Origin of the sequence: Candidatus Uabimicrobium helgolandensis (assembly GCF_041508025.1) — a bacterium.
GTDB lineage: Bacteria > Planctomycetota > Uabimicrobiia > Uabimicrobiales > Uabimicrobiaceae > Uabimicrobium > Uabimicrobium helgolandensis.
In genome coordinates, this window is record NZ_CP165719.1 from 74501 (window position 1) to 92779 (window position 18279).

The window sequence follows — 18279 nt, forward strand, 5'->3', positions numbered from 1 at the left end:
TTGTAAAAAGCATATACATTTCTACTATCACTTCTTTGTTGTTCTGCGTTTTTTATTCCCTAATATACAACCCATTATTGTAAGGTTAATGAATGATAACCCAAGAAGAGCTTTTTCGAAAAGTAGGTGCGCGCTATACAATGTTTGTTCAGTTGCAAATAAACGAAAGCGATTTAGCGGTAATAGAGAGCTGTAATACTGTTGTTTCTGATGAATTGATATTTGATTTGCTTGTTGATGGTAGTTCATGGAGAGAACATTTGTTAGCACTTTTTTTTATTTGTAAGCGGAATATTAGTGTTTTTTATGAACCTTTATTTGACGGTTTGCGCAATCCTAGAGGAATTAGTATTGTTCCCATTTGTAGTGTAATTACTCTGTGTATAAAAGAAGCGGATTGTGCTTATGACGAAGCTTTAATTTCTGATTTGGATCGAAATGTTTTTGATGGTGCTATAAGGTTTGGATTGGATAAAATGAAATATCATATTGGACTTTCAAAAGAAGAGATAAAGGGTTGTGATCCAAATCATGGGCATAATTTTGAAGAATTTTACGAATTCTATAGAGATTTATATGTAAGGAATAATAATGATAATCGATGTTAAAGCTGTTGGAATAGAGTGTTTTGATTTACTTTTACCTTATATTCGCAAGCTCCTTGATGAACTAGGCGAGGAAGGAGACGAAATAGAAGAGTTCGATATTTCGCGCATTCGTAAAGCCTGGAAAGAATCGCAAGGGGCTGTTGCTTTTATTGCGTATACAGAGAATAACAAAATTGTCGGGATCATGACTGTTGTGCAAGCATTCGCTGTTTATGCTAATGGCAACTACGGAATAATTAACGAAATGTATGTTGAGTCTCAATATCGTTCGCACGGTGTGGGAAGAATGTTGATAGAATCTGTAATTGCTTGGGGTAAAAGTAAGGGATGGTCAAGGATTGATGTTACTGCTCCTGAATCTACTAAATGGAAAAGAACGCAGCAATTTTATGAACGCCAAGGTTTTGCTTTTAGTGGACCTAAGTTGAAGATAATCCTTTAGAGTGTAATTCTATAAGGTTTATAATAATGGACCAGAGCATTACTTCTTCTCAAGTAGTGTTATATCTAGGTGATGTTAATCCGCAAGATGAACTTAGTTTTGCGTATCATCTCAAAGCCAAGTATCCACTCAAGGCAAAACACCAAAGAGTACTGCTTATGAATACTACTCTCCTGATGTTCACGCTGAGTCACAACCTCAGCTAATTGAAGTAACTGATTAGCTAGCATATTGTTATTAATTTTATTTTAAAGAGCCTTAGTAAAATGAGAAGGCTCTTTTGTTGAATCACTTGTAATTCTGGCTACAGCATCGATTAAATCTAAAATTTGAGTTTCTCAACTGAGTTGAAGCGCTATATCAATAGCAAACAAATTTTTGTTAAGCGCGATATCTATTCAATTTCAATTCTCAGAAGGGTTTAATGATGAAACAACTATGTGCTTTTATCTTTGCAATATGTTTTCTGTGTGGATTTACAATACCAAATCATATTTTTTTAGCAAATTTAGTACTAGAGGATGCCAAAGATGGAAAAATATTCATTGGCGAAAATGCACCTCCTATTATTTTAGATAAACGCTTGGCTAAAGCTTTGCGTCAGTATCCTGATTTTTTTAGAGGAGGATCTATTGGCCCCGACGGCTTTCCCGATATTCTCGTTGGCCAACTTTACATCCATTCTGATTTATCAGATCCTACCAACGATACAACAAGTCGCGCATTTAAAAATGCTCAACGTTTTCTTCCACACAACAAAAGAGATCCAAGAGCATGGCGTTCTATTGATTGGGCAATGGAGCTTCTTGACTTAGCGTGGAAAGATGTAGAAAAACGAAACGCCGATAAAGAATCACTACAGGCATTAGCATTCTGCTATGGTTTTTTGTGTCACTATGCAGGAGACACAATGGCTCATCATTTTGTCAATTGGTATTCAAACGGTGAGTGGGACTTTTCCGACAACGACCCGTTTATTGAATTGCGTCACACAGGAATCGAAAAGTTCATAGAGCTTTCCATGCCTGTAAATTCAAAAAACTATAGCACTCGTATCGCTTGTCCTGAAAATTTTATCAGAAAAACATTACTTAATATGGGCAAAAATAGTAAGTTTGCAAAAGCGACAGGTAATATTTCTGTTGCTAAACAGTTGTATAAAATACAACACTACTGCAAAAGCCAAATTAGTAAGTATGTAAAAGAAGCAAACGATAGTACGGTACTCAAACCTTTTTATTCTCTATACGTAGATCAATTTCGTCACTGGCATCAAACAGCTAAAAACTATCGTTTAAACGTTTGGCTACGAACATCATCAACCATAGCGCAAAAACTAGCAAACGGAGAAGGTCTTTCTTCCGCAGTGAAAGAATACTATAAATTTTTGCATTCTTTTCTTCAAGAAATGAAAAAATTGGAGTTCATCGAGAAAATTAAACGCAAATTTCCAAAAGTAAAAATAGTAAAACGACTGCTACGCGAAATCCAACAAGTTTTAGACAATCGCATCATCAAACCAATAAAAAAAATGGTCTTAGAAACTATTGTCAGTGCGCTACTACGCAGTGCTGCCGGTACTGGAACTCTTGCCGAAGTTCCCAAAGTTGTCAACTCTATAAAAAACTGTAATGTAAATTTGTTTCGCAATTTACCTCGTACTTTACCTAAGGATTTAAGAGGTTTAGAGAATTATTTTAATACCATGATATCTGATGTGAAGGGTTTACTGGGAGACAAAGATCGCGTTCTCGATTTTGTATTTAGCATGAAAGTAAACTCCAGAGGAGATTTTATTTGTACGAGTAAGCCCTTTCGCAAACAGGTAAAAAAACAGTTGTATTCGCATATATTAGGAAATAAGCGTCAAATGCAACAAGTGGAAGATTTTGCTCCATTTTATAATGCGATAGTCATGACAAAACTAGGCCTACTGCGCAATAAACAGTTACAGCAATTGGGATTGTCAAGAGCAGGCTACAAAGTAGACAACATTTTTTGGGAATTTGGAAGTCGCTTAGATGGTTCTCTACAACTAGAAGCAATCAAGAGATTTTCTTTTCGTTTGTTGAAAAACGATAGAATAAAAACTTCTCGCGGCGACTTACTAAAGCAAGACAACGACGCATTATTTTGGAAATACTTTCGTCCAGATGGTAATCTCATTTTTCCAACACATGCTATAAACGCATTTCACTTAGTAAATGGTAAACATTTTAAAAGTGGTGTTATTGCCGGAAAACAAGCGCGATTATTTATTCCTATTACTGTTTACGGAGAAGGTCCTGTTACTGGATTACACGCTACGGTATTTCGTAAAGATGGACTCAAATTAAAAAAAATCTACCAAGCTGCGATAAAAGTAGCTTCACCAAAAATGCCACGCAACACTTCACCGTGGAAAAGTGAATTTTTTCAAAAAGATGTATTTGTTTTTCCGCCGACTCTTCCAGCAATAGGCCAAATTAGTGGTTATGAAACGGGAAATTACGTGTTTATGCCTCGGTTTACTGCAAAAAAGAAAAACGAATTGTTGATTATTGTTAGCCATGATAAAACACGTCGTACGCGTAGATTGGGTGCTAAGGTAGTTTCTCAATATCGTCTACCAGTGTTTTGCTCTTTGATTAAGTTTAACGGTAGAACAAGCAATGTGCGTATTTTACCATCAGAGATGGAAATTACTCCAAAGCAAATAATTACTGTTGTTGATAGAAAATTTTACAATAATAACGAAAGGCAATTTCGCGGCTTTATACGCAAAGAAAATGGTAGAGAAACTTGGCTATCACCACAGCAGGTGTATGGTAAATTGCAAGGACGTGCTATAGATGTATTTCATCGCAAAAAACAAGTGGTTGTTATCAGTGATAAAACAGTAGGAGGAAATAAACCGCTTCTACTAAAAAATTACAAAGTTTTCAGTTACTTAGCCTACTCTGTTGGCACCCAAGTTTTTCCAGGAAATCAAACTTATTGGCATTTTTCTTTAACAAATGGTTCGGGGCGAATTAATTTAGCAAAAGAAGTACAAAAATTCCAAGCATGGAAAAGTAGTGCAAAATTCGCAAACAAAAATTTACATAAATTGTATCATCCATGGCATAAAAAACGGAAATTAAAAATGCCGCAGAAGTTTTTCAAAAAATAAGAGTGTCGGCATCTAAAATTTGAAATCGATTCCGATCCCTACGATCCCTAGATCATGTACGTAAGTTAATTTGTGTACATGATCTACTTTAAAGACAAAATTTTTCTGGCCATAGCTCGGTATTTCCAATAGAAGGGATATCGAGCTATTTTTTTGAGTGTTTGTTTGTAGCCTTCTGGCTTTAATTGTTTACATTTTAATAGACAATACTCAATACTTTCGCTGCGATCAACTGATACTTGATCTAAGTAGTCGACAAAAATTCGCGAATTTTTTTGAGTGCAATACAATTGCCAAATAGCAAAAACTCTTAGTGACTCTTCTCGATGCATTATGTATCTTTTTAAAAGGATTATTTTACTATCTACAGGAATTTGTTTAAAAAAAGCGATGAGTTCTTCTGTAGAAATAGCTTGAAAATATTTAAAATCGCCGGATGAAAGAAACAGAGGTAATGACATCGCATCGCAATTTTTGTGATTCTCGTAGCAATTTTTCAAAACCATCATCAAATTCTTATTGTTGTAAGCGATGATGTTGCGAGAAAGATAGAGCATAGAACTTAGTGATAATTTTTGCGGTGCCTTAAGCATCTCATATAAGTACTGCGGATTTCCTAAATTTGCTAATGCTACAGCAATAATTATTTCATTGTTCTCATTTTTTTTTAATAGTTGCTCTAAGGGTGCTATTGCAGCTGTGATATTTAATTTTCCGCACAATTCACTAAAATAAGCTTTATCATGGTGTTTGTGTAAATAAAAAAGAACGACTTTTTTTATATCTATGGTTTGTAGATGAAGAGCTAAAATCGTATTGCCAACGCTTTTATATAAAACAGAATCACCAAGAAGATCGACAAGTACTTTATTTATTTGAGGAGAAGATACTTGCATATCGCAAACAAAACGAAGTAGATGTTTTACATATAAATTTTCGCTTATAGTTTTTTTTCGCAAGTACTCTGTTATCAAAGGTAGGACATGGTTGTCTTGTTTTTCTAAACGAATACTTGTCAACACCTCCGACCACCCAGGATTGTTATCCGATTTTTCAAACAAGTAATTTAAAAATAATTCTATATCTTGTGAACTAATAACAAATTCTGCAACAACATTAGGATAATTTTCTTTAAGTAATTCCAATTGACGAAAAGAAAGTGGATATTGCAAAGACGTTACTTGTAGTATTTCCAAAATAGTTTGCTGGGGGATGGCATTTTTTTTCAACTGTTTTAATAACAAATTGTTCAAGTTTTGTTGCACGCTGCAAATTGCTTGCGCAGAACTTTCTTTAAAGGATTTCTTGAGTAAAAAAGAAAATAATTGAGGTAGCAAAGTATTTTTATTGCCTGGTATGCGCCAAATCAATTCGAGGGTTATTTTTCGCGATTTTTTATGTTGTAAATATTTTTTTAAAATTGCGGTTGGAAAATTATCATTTATAGTCATTTTCTGCAAAACGTGCATTGCCGTTTTCGAAATCATAAAATAGTCGCGTAGTGTATATTCCAACATTTGTTCGAAAGATGGTCGCAATTTTAATAATGTACTCACCACATAGGGCTGAAATCTTTTATGAGATATATTTTCCATAATAGCCTCGATAAATACACTTTGATTTTGCTTACGCTCTCCTACAATTTTAAGTGCAACAAACCACACCCGCCAATCTTTGCTTTTTAAGCATTTCAACAATACATCATCGCCAATTTGTTGCACAAGCTGTTGTTGCTGATCGTTCCAATTCAAATTACGAGTATTAGCAATGGTTAATTCCTTCGCAATATTTTCGATAATAATCTTTTGATTTTTCTTAGAATATGAAAAAATTATTATAGCTAAAGCTACTGTTACGATGAAAGCTATTGCAAATCTTATATATGGCAATTTTCTGCGAGAAATTAATAACTTTTTTATATTATCGTAATCATTAGTTTTACAAGAAACAACAACAGGAGTTTTTCTATTCCAAAGAGACCCTTGATTTAAATGAGAAAGTAGTGTAAAAGGTACATTGTAGTTATCTCGAAGAACCTCAGCATCCTTTTCATGAAGAAATAAAGCCTTTGCACAAGATTTTTGCGCAATCATCCATTTATGATATAACGATTTTTTCTGTGTAAAATCATCATTGATTACTCTTTCGATCTTTAAATTTTTTAAACCATGATTTTGCTCATGCCACAAAAAAGAACACGAAAGAAGCACAAGCTTGGAAGGTTGTTGTTGTTTACAAGACGCCTTTTCTAATGCAATCGCACATGCGAGAGCATCAGAATAGCCACTATCGGCTATTGTATCAGGTCTCGTAGAAGGGTTTGGCATAGGAATGGGCGTAAATTCAAATTTATAGCGATTTTGAATATAAAGCGGAGCGCAATTAAAAACAAACTCGGCGCCCGATTTAGGGCGTAAACGCGAAGATAAGCCATTGGTGCAATAGTGTTTTTGCGATAGTCTAAGTTGCACCTCAACAAAAAACGTTTTTTCTATACAACCACCATCAACGGGAAAACCAATCTTGTAATTCATTTTGAGTTCTCTGCCTCATAACAAAAATCTATTAAACAAATTTCTTGCGCTTTTTCTGTTGTAATTTCCCACATACCACCAATCGCAATTTCTTTTCCTTCTAATAGCTGACAACTACCATCTATAAAAAATAATTTAATGATTATTTTCTCGCGCATTTGCAAAGTTCCACCGATTAAAAAAATATTAAATATATCACCATTACTTTCAAAGCATAAGTGTATTTCTGTTTCTTCAATGGTAATGATAATTTGGTCGGGAAATTTATCAGATGCGCCTGCTGCCGATGGATAAAGAACTTCGCGCATAGATATTTGTTCTACATTAATATCAATAACTGGTTGAAGTACAGGATGTAGTTTCTCCCAGAATAAACAAAAATAATACGCCTTAGGATCGTGTAGTTTGTTTTGCAAATCCAAGAATGTATATAAATGGATTCCTCGCGGTTCTAGCAAGAGTTTTACAAGATCAGGGTGAACTTTATCGCCAATAATATTACTACAATGAGGAAAACAGAAACTACAAGTAAGGAGATGATATAAACACAAGTAATACAAATCGTGATAGTCTTTTTGAATTATCGTGGAAAGTTTTTTGGTGAGGTATTGGTATTTCTTTTTGTTACTCCAACCTTCAAAAATAGTATAGAAAGATAATTTTTGTTGCCATTGAGAACAACCCAAACTAAAGATTCGTTCTAATTCATTTTTATTCATAGTAAATCCTTGATAAATTAGCGAGGATATCATCTATTAATCCTCGATAATCTTCGTCATCTGGTTGTTGATCTGTGTATTTCGATATAAAAGGATCAAGACAATTTTTAAATACATCTCTAATATCTAAATTGGCATCCTGGGCTTTAGCTTGTGAAGGAGAAGCAATAGGTAATATATCAATATCTTTCTTTTTTAAAGCACTATTTTTGGTGGTTGTCGCATATTCGTATAATATACTTTGAATAACAACCGATTGTGCTAAAAAAGATGTATTTTCTAGCTGGTAAATCTCTTCGCAGTGCTTACCTATTTGTATTTTTCCATTATAAAATTTTATTTGTAGGTATGCTGAAAATCCATACGTATTTTTTCCAATCACATCAAAATTTTCTTCTAAATACTTACTCAATAAAACCGGTGATTTTGCTGGAATAACTTGCAACATGTTATGCAAAAAATTATTTTTTTGTTTGGTATCGCTAAAAATAACTTTATCCTCCGCAACACGTCCTTTTAATTCTACGTGGTGCCCTTTAGTTGCTACCCAAAAAAAACCTTCTCCATCGAAAGCGGTAGATGTTTTAGAAAACTTTAATACAAACAACTGTTCTCGCGAAGATTTCAAATTAAATGTTAAACATTTCTTGTTGTCACAATATTCAACAAAAAAAGAAATACGCTCTTTTACACTCGATTCAGAAGGCCAAACGCAGGCAAAAATTCTAGTTGGATTTTGCGCAAAAGCACTTTTCCCTATGTATCCTAGAGAAAGAGAAGCATGGCGCAATTTTCTTATGTAATTACGTTTACGTGTACCCATATCACATCCTCGTTGAAACAGCGACCAGTAAGGTTACTTAATCTCAGTAATTTAGATACTTTAGCAATTATTTATCTATTTTTTTAGTAAATTTTAGAATCAGCTAAAAATATATGGTTTGCCAACTACTTATAAATCGCTCAACTCGGTTGAGGCCAGTTAATAGTAAAGGTAGTTTAGCTCATATTTATTGGGAGACATAGATGAGAATATTTGTATTTATTTTTGTTACGGCTTGTAGTGTTCAAGAAATCGCTGATGTTTTACCTCCTGAGGTTGGAAGCATTATTAAAGAAACAAATACTGATCAGCATATAGGAATCAAAATAGGAGGCAAAGAACTTGACTTACTAAAAGTAGATGAAGAAGCAAATCAACTTATTGAAGGATTTATCGGGTCTTTACTTGAAAAGCAAGACATGTGCATGGAAAAAACAGCTCAATATTTTCATTCTTCATTATTAAAAGGTAAATGCGTAAAACGGGATCTAGCTCAATACTCGCTGATGGTAACAAAGCACAAAATTCGCAATAGTTATTCCTCTGCCAATAGCTATAAAATCGATAGTATTTATAAAGTTGACAATAAGGATATTAATGAACCTGGCGCATTTTATAGTTACTATCTAAACAGTGAAAAAACAAGACGCGTACAAGTTTTTTTTCCAAAAAATAGCGCAAAGAAAATAAGTGACTTCCATTTTGTTCGTTAATTCCAAGGAGTAGAAATATGAAAATTAAGCTAATAATATCGCTTACTATCGTTTGTGTTAGTTGTGGATATAGTATCAGAGGGACAAACACCTACATCCAAAAAAAACCAGGAAAAGAAGAAATAATTGGTCAACAAAAAATTGAGTTAGATCCTAGTGGAAAAGGGTCTAAACAAGAAGTAACTCCTATCGATAAAGAAGTAAATGATAGTATAAGAGGTAAAAAGTCCAGCTCAAACGACGATGACTACAATATAGAAGAAGATAATGATGACTACAATATAGAAGAAGATAATGATGACTATAATATAGAAGAAGACAATGACGACTATCTAGAAGAAGATAATGATGATGACATGGAAGATCGTGAGGACTACAATATAGAAGAAGATAGTGATTTAGCGGAGTATGATTTGGAAAATAGTTAAAGCCTCCTAGGTTCTGTTGGTATTTTATCGTAACCTAATCCTGGAAACGTGCTCTGGGGAAATCTCTAAATGTCGACAAAACCTATGTGAAAATTTTATTTTTATTGCAACCTTCGTTTGTTATTGTAGATATATATTTCGCAATTAACAAACGAAAGTCGCAAAATAATGAGCCTATAACAGCTCTTAGCATTCCATCAGAAGGAGATTAAAGTGAAAAATAAATTCGTTTTTTTGTTGGTCTTTGTCATAAGCGCGCTTTACGCTGAAGATCTATCAAGTATGCAAAAACGTAATCTTAAAAACGCTATTTACTATTTAGAAAAAGCGGAGCAAGGTCCGTCGATGCAAAACACAAAAATGTACCTATCTTATGCTGAAAGGTATGCAAATAAATTATTTGCGGAAGTTCCAGAACATGAAGATGTAAAAAAACTACAAGCACGCGTTAATAAAGTCAAGAATTTGATTCAAGCTGAGGATATAAATTACAAATTAAAAAGACAAACTAGTTTTGCAGAACATGAAGTAACCAATGCTGAAAAAGGGCAGTATTATTCAAAAGAGCGTTTGCTTCAAAGACTCAAAGATATGCAGAAACAAGTAGCTATTTTAAAGAGTGTTGATAAAAACAAATACCAAAAGCAAATTGCGAAAAGCGAAGAAATGATTCAGCGCGCTTCGGTAGTGCTAGGGTTAGATAAAGTATCTCAAGAAGAAAAACTGGTCGCAGAAGCAAAAGCAAAACTTGAGTTACAAGCTGCTGCGAAAGCAAAATTGGAATTAGAAGCAAAGCTTGCTACAGAAGCAAAACAAAAGCTCGAACGAGAGGCAAAACTTGCTGCACAAGCGAAAGAGAAATTGAAGTTAGAAGCAAAACTAGCGGCAGAAGCGAAACAAAAACTCGAACAACAAGCAAAAGCGAAACTTGAATTAGAAGCAAAACAAAAACGCGAACAACAAGCAAAGCTCGTTAAGGAAGCGAAACAAAAAAATGAACAACTGAGCTATCGAGATAAAATGTCACTAAAAAGTGTGCAGTCATTTTTAACACAAGCTTCCAGAGTTACTTACCCAGATGTTATTGCGAAAAAAATTAAGTACGCCGAGGAATACCTACTTCCTTTACAAAAAAAATATTCTCAACATTCAGAAATCAAATCAGCCGCAGAATTATTGCAAAAACAAAAAGCAAGATTGTCGCAAATCACAACCAAGGAACCGACGGCAACCAATCCGCCGAAAGAAAATAACGTTGAGAGCAAGAAACTGTCATACCAGCAACGAAGCAGTTTAAAATATGCTAGCTCTCGTTTAACAACAGTAGAAAAAAACATTGAAACGCTTGAAACTAATTCAAAAAATCCACGCATGACAAAGCAGTATTTAGAAGACTATGCAGCGGTTGCTCGAAAAAATATTAGGTATGCAAATGAGGAATTACAAACATTAGAGAAAACGCACCCGACTCACTCTCAAGTAGTTGAACTACGTCAAAAAATTAAAAATTTTGAAAGCCAAATTGATGCAATTCTTGCGGTAAAAAACGCTGAAGAATCAGCGCATATGCAACAAGAAATTACAGAAGGGATGAAGGCAATAAATTTATTAAAGCAAGCTTGCCAAGCTAAGTTTGATGATAAAAAAATGGCTGAGCTAGCCGCTGAAAAATCAACTCTAGCAAACAATCGCCGGAATATAAGACGTAATCGTTATGGAAGCAGCGGTGGAGGAGATTTTGTACGTACCAAAGCAAAAGAAATTCAAAAAGTCATGTCAAGTGCATCTATCAAAAAAGGTTTTATAGAATTATGCAACAATGTGAATAATTTTTCAAAAGAACAGTTTGAATTAGCGCAAGCAGAGTTGGCAAATGAAGCAAAGCGCAACCAAGGACCGTTGGTGTTTATGCCTCCGTTTAAGAAATTTCTCGAATTACACAAGAAGCCGAAGTTTATTCTATTTACATTTGTAGGTAGAGTAAGGGACCCTTCTATTCAAAGCCACAGCGATGTATACAAGGCGTTTACCGAAAGAGCTGAACGATATGTTCAGTTTTTATACAAGTGTGATGGCATTCGCAATGCTAGAGAAAAAGAACTATCAGCTTTTCGCAAGGAAAGTATTGCCGAAGCCCAAAAAATGGTCCAAGGAGATGAAATTCTTCAAAGTTTCTTAGACTACTATGCTGTGTTTGGAGATAAATTCAATGCAGTAAAAAGCTCTCTACAGAAATTGAAACAAGAATTACTAGTGCGTGTTGAAGTTGCTTCCAAAAAAGCCGCAGATCAAGGATTTGCAAAATTTAAAAGCCAGTACCAACAGGTAAAAGCAGATCGCCAAGCTATGTTGAAATCGCCAGAAGAGTACCAAGGGAAAATCATTGCTAATGCAAAATTTCCTGTTGCTAGCTGGACTAAAAAAGGCTGGTTTTTACCTCACGGAAACGAAATGTTTTCTTATGTTTGGGACCCAATGATGTGGAAAAAATTTCGCGAAGTAGAACTAGGACAATTCAAAATCTTTCGTGATTTTAGACAACAAATTGTCGATAAGCATGGCTTAACTCTAAAAAATCAAATGGATTGGAGATACCCAGGTTTACTAGACCTTGAATTTGTAGCCATTATCGATGGTACAACTTCTTTTACCCCTGTCAAGGAAGTAAAAGATCGCTACGGAAAGGTCCTTTATACTGTGAAATTGCCAGCTATACAAGTTGTAAATGCTCGCGTTGTGGGCTTAAAAAGCCGCTATTTTACGTTGTGGCTTGGAGGAACAGACACAAATAAACATATAGATACATCAGGATTGCCGAAGTAATTGATAAACCAACGTTAGTTAAGGCGTGTCGACATTTAAAAGGTAAAGTTGCAAATAGTAATTTTACCTTTTAAATTTACAAATAAAATTTCGATAACAATTTAGGGCATTTCTTTCTCACAGCTCCGCTGCTTTATTTTGCGACCTTAGGCAAAACCGAAAACCAACGTAGTCAACACGGAGGCCCGGCACGTACCTGAAACGGTACGCCGAGCGTACGTCCCGAGGCAAATCGAACCAGCTACCGCCGCGTAAGACACGGAGAGAACCACTAATAGTTCCCGTAGGATCTGTTGTTATCGAAATATCATATTCATCATACCAATCACTGCACCATTCCCACACATTCCCGTGCATCTCATACAATCCCCAATTATTGCACCCAAACGATTTTACTCCGACCGTTTCTCTTACCGTTCTTTCTCCATAGTAATTCACTTGGCTCGTTGTAATACTTTCACCAAAACTAAACGCTGTCGTTGTTCCTGCGCGACATGCATATTCCCACAGTGCCTCTGTTGGCAAGCACAAGTCCAATTCTAACACCTCCTCGTTTAGTTTCTCCATAAACGCAGTACAATCAGCCCAATCTACACTGTCCACAGGTTTCTTATCACCTTTAAACTCACTTGGGTTATTTTCCATCACCGCTTCCCACAGTTCTTGAGTACACGCTGTTTCTGCCAGCCAAAATCCCTTGCTAATTGTCACTTGATGTTGTACTTCATCTTCTTCTCGATCTTCTTCTGTTTCCGGAGATCCTATCATAAACGTTCCTGGTCTTATCCAGCGCATTACTTGGCGCACGTTTTTATAAGTAAACGCCATCCACAACCCGTACTCATCTTGTCCCCAATCGCTAAACCATCCACGAAATGAGCAGTTGTCAAACTCTGTTCCTGTAAAATCTTCGCCATCAACATAGTCTAAATAAAACGTGCATCCCATATATTTGGTATTTGCCTCTACTTTTTTTAATGACTTCCCTTTTATTATTTTTTTACTCATTGAAATCTCCAAGATTCGTTTGTGAAATCGTACTTTTATATTAACCTTACTTTACCTCTATTTTCTCCCGAAACGTCTCCCTGACAGCTCTACCGTTCCTATACGTTTCTCTCAGCTCAACTGCTATTTTGCGATCTCACGCAAAACCGAAAACCAATGTTGCCGTAGCGAAAGCTGGGCGAGACCTTGACGCGGGACGCCGACCGTTCGTACCCAGGCGAAACGAACCACCAGCTACCGCCACGTAAGACACGGTTAGAACCACTAATAGCTCCAACAGGATCAGTTGTTATCGAAATATCATATTCATCATACCAATCACTACACCATTCGAACACATTTCCATGCATCTCATACAATCCCCAACTACTACACTGAAACGATTTTACTTCTACTGTTGTTTTTCCAGAATAATTCGCTTGGTCTCTTGTAATGCTTTCACCGAACTAAACGCCGTTGTCGTTCCCGCGCGACATGCATATTCCCACTGTGCCTCTGTTGACAAGCATAATTCCAATTCTAATATTTCCTCGCTTAGTTTTTTGATAAACGCATTACAATCATCCCAACTTACCTTCTCCACAGGCTTCTTATCACCTTTAAACGTACTTGGGTTATTTTCCATCACCGCTTCCCACAATTCTTGAGTGCACGTTGTCTCTGTCAACCAAAATCCCTCGCTAATTGCCACTTGGTGTTGCACTTCATTTTCAAATCGACCTTCCTCCGTTTCTGGAGATCCCATCATGAACATTCCTGGTCTTATCCAACGCATCACTTGACGCACGTTTTTATAAGTAAACGCCATCCACAACCCGTATTCATCTCGCCCCCAATCGCAAAACCATCCGCGAAATGAGCAGTTGTCGAACTCTGTTCCTCTAAAATCTTTGCCGTCAACACAGTCTAAATAAAACGTGCATCCCATATATTTCGTGTTTGCCTCTACTTTTTTTAATGACTTACTTTTTACTATTCTTTTACTCATTGAAGGCTCCAATATTCATTTGTAACATCGTACTTTTATATCAATATTACTTCCTTTAGTTCTATGCTTTTAAGAAATGTCTTTCCGCCGGCTCCGCCGTCTCCTATACATTTCTCTCTCACAGCTCCGCTGCTTTATTTTGTGACCTCAGGCAAAACCGAAAACCAATGTTGCCGTAGCGGTAGCCGGGCTCGCTCCTGTTACGGTACGCAGAGCGTACGAACCAAGGCGAATCGCTCCTCCAGCTACCGCCGCGTATGACACGGTAAGAACCACTAATAGCTCCAACAGGATCTGTTGTCATCGAAATATCATATTTATCATGCCAATCATTACACCATTCCCACACATTTCCGTGGATTTCATACAATCCCCAATTATTGCATGGAAACGACTTTACTTCTACTGTTGCTTTTCCACCATAATTCACTTGGTTTGTTGTAATACTTTCACCAAAACTAAACGCTGTTGTCGTTCCTGCACGACATGCATATTCCCACTGAGCCTCTGTTGGAAAGCACAATTCCAATTCTAACACCTCCTCGTTTAGTTTCTTAACAAACGCATTGCAATCATCCCAACTTACTCTGTCCACAGGCTTCTTATCACCTTTAAACTCACTTGGATTATTTTCCATCACCGCTTCCCACAGTTCTTGAGTACACGCTGTTTCTGCTAACCAAAACCCTTTGCTTATTGTCACTTGATGTTGCATTTCATCTTCATTTCGACCTTCCTCTGTTTCCGGAGATCCCATCATGAACGTTCCTGGTCTTATCCAACGCATCAGTTGTCGCACATTTTTATAAGTAAACGCCATCCACAATCCGTATTCATCTCGCCCCCAATCGCGAAACCATCCACGAAATGAACAATTGTCAAACTCTGTTCCTGTAAAATCTTCGCCATCAACACAATCTAAATAAAACGTGCATCCCATATATTTCGTGTTTGCCTCTACTTCTTTTAATGACTTACTTTTTACTATTCTTTTACTCATCTCAAGCTCCAAAATTCATTTGTAACATAGTACTTTTATATCAATATTACTTTCTTTCAAGAAATGTCTTCCCGACGGCTCCGCCGTCTCCTATACATTTCTCTCTCACAGCTCCGCTGCTTTATTTTGTGACCTCAGGCAAAACCGAAAACCAATGTTGTCGCCGTGGTAGTCGGGCACGAAACTGAAACGGTACGCAGAGCGCACGCTCCCAGACGAATCGAGCCCCCAGTAACCGCCGCGAAGGCCACGGTAAGAACCACTAATAGCTCCAACAGGATCTGTTGTCATCGAAATATCATATTTATCATACCAATCATTACACCATTCCCACACATTCCCGTGCATCTCATACAATCCCCAATTATTGCACCCAAACGATTTTACTTCTACCGTTGTTTCCCCATCATAATTCACTTGGTTTGTTGTAATACTTTCACCAAAACTAAACGCTGTTGTCGTTCCTGCACGACATGCATATTCCCACTGAGCCTCTGTTGGAAAGCACAATTCCAATTCTAACACCTCCTCGTTTAGTTTCTTAACAAACGCATTGCAATCATCCCAACTTACACTGTCCACAGGCTTCTTATCACCTTTAAACTCACTTGGATTATTTTCCATCACCGCTTCCCACAGTTCTTGAGTACACGTTGTTTCTGCTAACCAAAACCCTTTGCTTATTGTCACTTGATGTTGCACTTCATCTTCATTTCGACCTTCCTCTGTTTCCGGAGATCCCATCATAAACGTTCCTGGTCTTATCCAACGCATCAGTTGTCGCACATTTTTATAAGTAAACGCCATCCACAATCCGTATTCATCTCGCCCCCAATCGCGAAACCATCCACGAAATGAGCAGTTGTCGAACTCTGTTCCTGTAAAATTTTCGCCGTCAACACAATCTAAATAAAACGTGCATCCCATATATTTCGTGTTTGCCTCTACTTCTTTTAATGACTTACTTTTTACTATTCTTTTACTCATCTCAAGCTCCAAAATTCATTTGTAACATCGTATTTTTATATCAATATTACTTTCTTTCGTTCTATGCTTCCAAGAAATGTCTTCCCGACGACTCCGTCGTCTCCTATACATTTCTCTCTCACAGCTCCGCTGCTTTATTTTGTGACCTCAGGCAAAGCCGAAAACCAAAGAAGTCGCTGCGGTAGTCGGGCTCGACCCTGAAACGGTACGCAGAGCGCACGTACCCAGACGAATTGAGCCCCCAGTCACCGCCGCGAAGGACACGGAGAGAACCACTAATAGCTCCAACAGGATCTGTTGTCATCGAAATATCATATTTATCATGCCAATCATTACACCATTCCCACACATTCCCGTGCATCTCATACAATCCCCAATTATTGCACCCAAGCGATTTTACTTCTACCGTTGTTTCCCCATCATAATTCACTTGGTTTGTTGTAATACTTTCACCAAAACTAAACGCTGTTGTCGTTCCTGAGCGACATGCATATTCCCACTGAGCCTCTGTTGGCAAGCACAATTCCAATTCTAACACCTCCTCGTTTAGTTTCTTAACAAACGCATTGCAATCATCCCAACTTACTCTGTCCACAGGTTTCTTATCACCTTTAAACTCACTTGGATTATTTTCCATCACCGCTTCCCACAGTTCTTGAGTACACGTTGTTTCTGCTAACCAAAACCCTTTGCTTATTGTCACTTGATGTTGCACTTCATCTTCATTTCGACCTTCCTCTGTTTCCGGAGATCCCATCATAAACGTTCCTGGTCTTATCCAACGCATCAGTTGTCGCACATTTTTATAAGTAAACGCCATCCACAATCCGTATTCATCTCGCCCCCAATCGCGAAACCATCCACGAAATGAGCAGTTGTCGAACTCTGTTCCTGTAAAATTTTCGCCGTCAACACAATCTAAATAAAACGTGCATCCCATATATTTCGTGTTTGCCCCTACTTCTTTTAATGACTTACTTTTTACTATTCTTTTACTCATTGAAGACTCCAAAATTCATTTGTAACATCGTACTTTTATATCAATATTACTTTCTTTCAAGAAATGTCTTCCCGACGGCTCCGCCGTCTCCTATACATTTCTCTCTCACAGCTCCGCTGCTTTATTTTGTGACCTCAGGCAAACCCGAAAACCAATGACGTCGTCGCGGTAGGCGGGCCCGACCCTGTCACGGAACGCAGAGCGCACGTCCCCAGACGAAACGAGCCACCAGTTACCGCCGCGAATGACACGGTCAGAACCACTAATAGCTCCAACAGGATCTGTTGTCATCAAAATATCATATTTATCATACCAATCATTACACCATTCCCACACATTCCCGTGCATCTCATACAATCCCCAATTATTGCACCCAAACGATTTTACTTCTACCGTTGTTTCCCCATCATAATTCACTTGGTTTGTTGTAATACTTTCACCAAAACTAAACGCTGTTGTCGTTCCTGCACGACATGCATATTCCCACTGAGCCTCTGTTGGAAAGCACAATTCCAATTCTAACACCTCCTCGTTTAGTTTCTTAACAAACGCATTGCAATCATCCCAACTTACTCTGTCCACAGGCTTCTTATCACCTTTAAACTCACTTGGATTATTTTCCATCACCGCTTCCCACAGTTCTTGAGTACACGTTGTTTCTGCTAACCAAAACCCTTTGCTTATTGTCACTTGATGTTGCACTTCATCTTCATTTCGACCTTCCTCTGTTTCTGGAGATCCCATCATGAACGTTCCTGGTCTTATCCAACGCATCAGTTGTCGCACATTTTTATAAGTAAACGCCATCCACAATCCGTATTCATCTCGCCCCCAATCGCGAAACCATCCACGAAATGAACAGTTGTCGAACTCTGTTCCTGTAAAATCTTCGCCATCAACACAATCTAAATAAAACGTGCATCCCATATATTTCGTGTTTGCCTGTACTTCTTTTAATGACTTCCCTTTTACTATTCTTTTACTCATCTCAAGCTCCAAAATTCATTTATAACATCGTACTTTTATGTCAATATTACTTTCTTTCGTTCTATCCT

16 protein-coding genes are annotated in these 18279 nt (G+C 37.1%); 6 read left to right on the top strand and 10 right to left on the bottom strand.

Going from position 1 to position 18279, the window contains the following annotated elements; genetic code table 11:
• Window positions 1-92 precede the first annotated feature (92 nt).
• From UABHE_RS00250 to UABHE_RS00260, 3 genes are all read left to right on the top strand, one after another.
• Window positions 93-608: a hypothetical protein gene (locus UABHE_RS00250; RefSeq protein ID WP_372368106.1), complete on the top strand. Its 516-nt coding sequence runs from the start codon at window positions 93-95 to the stop codon at window positions 606-608.
• Window positions 592-1050, top strand: coding sequence for a GNAT family N-acetyltransferase (locus UABHE_RS00255; protein WP_372368108.1), 459 nt, complete (start codon window positions 592-594; stop codon window positions 1048-1050). Before UABHE_RS00250 ends, UABHE_RS00255 begins: the two co-directional genes overlap by 17 nt.
• A gap of 424 nt (window positions 1051-1474) precedes the next feature.
• Window positions 1475-4201, top strand: a complete 2727-nt coding sequence (locus UABHE_RS00260; protein WP_372368109.1) for a zinc dependent phospholipase C family protein — start codon at window positions 1475-1477, stop codon at window positions 4199-4201.
• Window positions 4202-4284: 83 nt separating this feature from the next.
• On the opposite strand, the gene UABHE_RS00265 is transcribed toward UABHE_RS00260, so the two are convergent.
• The 3 genes from UABHE_RS00265 to UABHE_RS00275 are packed head-to-tail and all read right to left on the bottom strand — an operon-like array spanning window position 4285 to window position 8277.
• Complete coding sequence (locus UABHE_RS00265; protein WP_372368110.1) at window positions 4285-6735, bottom strand: hypothetical protein; 2451 nt, start codon at window positions 6733-6735, stop codon at window positions 4285-4287.
• Window positions 6732-7454: a hypothetical protein gene (locus tag UABHE_RS00270; protein ID WP_372368111.1), complete on the bottom strand. Its 723-nt coding sequence runs from the start codon at window positions 7452-7454 to the stop codon at window positions 6732-6734. The genes UABHE_RS00265 and UABHE_RS00270 overlap by 4 nt, the downstream gene beginning before the upstream one ends.
• Window positions 7447-8277 carry a hypothetical protein gene (locus tag UABHE_RS00275; protein ID WP_372368112.1) on the bottom strand — a complete coding sequence of 277 codons (831 nt, stop codon included), beginning with the start codon at window positions 8275-8277 and terminating at the stop codon, window positions 7447-7449. The genes UABHE_RS00270 and UABHE_RS00275 overlap by 8 nt, the downstream gene beginning before the upstream one ends.
• A 203-nt stretch (window positions 8278-8480) precedes the next feature.
• Between UABHE_RS00275 and UABHE_RS00280 the strand changes: the two genes are divergently transcribed.
• The 3 genes from UABHE_RS00280 (at window position 8481) to UABHE_RS00290 (ending at window position 12241) form a co-directional block, all read left to right on the top strand.
• Window positions 8481-8990, top strand: a complete 510-nt coding sequence (locus UABHE_RS00280; protein ID WP_372368114.1) for a hypothetical protein — start codon at window positions 8481-8483, stop codon at window positions 8988-8990.
• A gap of 17 nt (window positions 8991-9007) precedes the next feature.
• The gene (locus tag UABHE_RS00285; RefSeq protein ID WP_372368115.1) at window positions 9008-9418 is read left to right on the top strand and encodes a hypothetical protein; all 411 of its coding nucleotides are present in this window, start codon (window positions 9008-9010) and stop codon (window positions 9416-9418) included.
• 213 nt (window positions 9419-9631) lie between these two features.
• Window positions 9632-12241 carry a hypothetical protein gene (locus UABHE_RS00290; protein ID WP_372368116.1) on the top strand — a complete coding sequence of 870 codons (2610 nt, stop codon included), beginning with the start codon at window positions 9632-9634 and terminating at the stop codon, window positions 12239-12241.
• A gap of 117 nt (window positions 12242-12358) precedes the next feature.
• Here UABHE_RS00290 and UABHE_RS00295 read toward each other — a convergent pair whose 3' ends face one another.
• From UABHE_RS00295 to UABHE_RS00325, 7 genes are all read right to left on the bottom strand, one after another.
• Window positions 12359-13249, bottom strand: a complete 891-nt coding sequence (locus UABHE_RS00295) for a formylglycine-generating enzyme family protein (RefSeq protein ID WP_372368117.1) — start codon at window positions 13247-13249, stop codon at window positions 12359-12361.
• 116 nt (window positions 13250-13365) lie between these two features.
• Window positions 13366-13608, bottom strand: coding sequence for a formylglycine-generating enzyme family protein (locus UABHE_RS00300; RefSeq protein ID WP_372368119.1), 243 nt, complete (start codon window positions 13606-13608; stop codon window positions 13366-13368).
• A gap of 32 nt (window positions 13609-13640) precedes the next feature.
• Window positions 13641-14237 (bottom strand): formylglycine-generating enzyme family protein, encoded by a 597-nt coding sequence (locus UABHE_RS00305; RefSeq protein ID WP_372368121.1) that lies wholly within the window; start codon window positions 14235-14237, stop codon window positions 13641-13643.
• 118 nt (window positions 14238-14355) lie between these two features.
• Entirely contained in the window at window positions 14356-15237 is an 882-nt protein-coding gene (locus tag UABHE_RS00310) for a formylglycine-generating enzyme family protein (RefSeq protein ID WP_372368122.1), read from the bottom strand.
• Window positions 15238-15342: 105 nt separating this feature from the next.
• A complete protein-coding gene (locus UABHE_RS00315) occupies window positions 15343-16224 on the bottom strand; it encodes a formylglycine-generating enzyme family protein (protein WP_372368123.1) in 882 nt (293 codons plus the stop codon).
• Between the two features lie 118 nt (window positions 16225-16342).
• A complete protein-coding gene (locus tag UABHE_RS00320) occupies window positions 16343-17224 on the bottom strand; it encodes a formylglycine-generating enzyme family protein (RefSeq protein WP_372368124.1) in 882 nt (293 codons plus the stop codon).
• A gap of 105 nt (window positions 17225-17329) precedes the next feature.
• Window positions 17330-18211 (bottom strand): formylglycine-generating enzyme family protein, encoded by an 882-nt coding sequence (locus tag UABHE_RS00325; RefSeq protein ID WP_372368126.1) that lies wholly within the window; start codon window positions 18209-18211, stop codon window positions 17330-17332.
• Window positions 18212-18279 lie beyond the last annotated feature (68 nt).

What these genes read in the sequence shown, in the direction of transcription:
- UABHE_RS00295 (WP_372368117.1), bottom strand. Translation starts at nt 13,249, where the DNA reads ATGAGTAAAAAAATAATAAAAGGGAAGTCATTAAAAAAAGTAGAGGCA.
- UABHE_RS00270 (WP_372368111.1), bottom strand. Translation starts at nt 7,454, where the DNA reads ATGAATAAAAATGAATTAGAACGAATCTTTAGTTTGGGTTGTTCTCAA.
- UABHE_RS00280 (WP_372368114.1), top strand. Translation starts at nt 8,481, where the DNA reads ATGAGAATATTTGTATTTATTTTTGTTACGGCTTGTAGTGTTCAAGAA.
- UABHE_RS00255 (WP_372368108.1), top strand. Translation starts at nt 592, where the DNA reads ATGATAATCGATGTTAAAGCTGTTGGAATAGAGTGTTTTGATTTACTT.
- UABHE_RS00265 (WP_372368110.1), bottom strand. Translation starts at nt 6,735, where the DNA reads ATGAATTACAAGATTGGTTTTCCCGTTGATGGTGGTTGTATAGAAAAA.
- UABHE_RS00285 (WP_372368115.1), top strand. Translation starts at nt 9,008, where the DNA reads ATGAAAATTAAGCTAATAATATCGCTTACTATCGTTTGTGTTAGTTGT.
- UABHE_RS00325 (WP_372368126.1), bottom strand. Translation starts at nt 18,211, where the DNA reads ATGAGTAAAAGAATAGTAAAAGGGAAGTCATTAAAAGAAGTACAGGCA.
- UABHE_RS00310 (WP_372368122.1), bottom strand. Translation starts at nt 15,237, where the DNA reads ATGAGTAAAAGAATAGTAAAAAGTAAGTCATTAAAAGAAGTAGAGGCA.
- UABHE_RS00305 (WP_372368121.1), bottom strand. Translation starts at nt 14,237, where the DNA reads ATGAGTAAAAGAATAGTAAAAAGTAAGTCATTAAAAAAAGTAGAGGCA.
- UABHE_RS00315 (WP_372368123.1), bottom strand. Translation starts at nt 16,224, where the DNA reads ATGAGTAAAAGAATAGTAAAAAGTAAGTCATTAAAAGAAGTAGAGGCA.
- UABHE_RS00260 (WP_372368109.1), top strand. Translation starts at nt 1,475, where the DNA reads ATGATGAAACAACTATGTGCTTTTATCTTTGCAATATGTTTTCTGTGT.
- UABHE_RS00275 (WP_372368112.1), bottom strand. Translation starts at nt 8,277, where the DNA reads ATGGGTACACGTAAACGTAATTACATAAGAAAATTGCGCCATGCTTCT.
- UABHE_RS00250 (WP_372368106.1), top strand. Translation starts at nt 93, where the DNA reads ATGATAACCCAAGAAGAGCTTTTTCGAAAAGTAGGTGCGCGCTATACA.
- UABHE_RS00320 (WP_372368124.1), bottom strand. Translation starts at nt 17,224, where the DNA reads ATGAGTAAAAGAATAGTAAAAAGTAAGTCATTAAAAGAAGTAGGGGCA.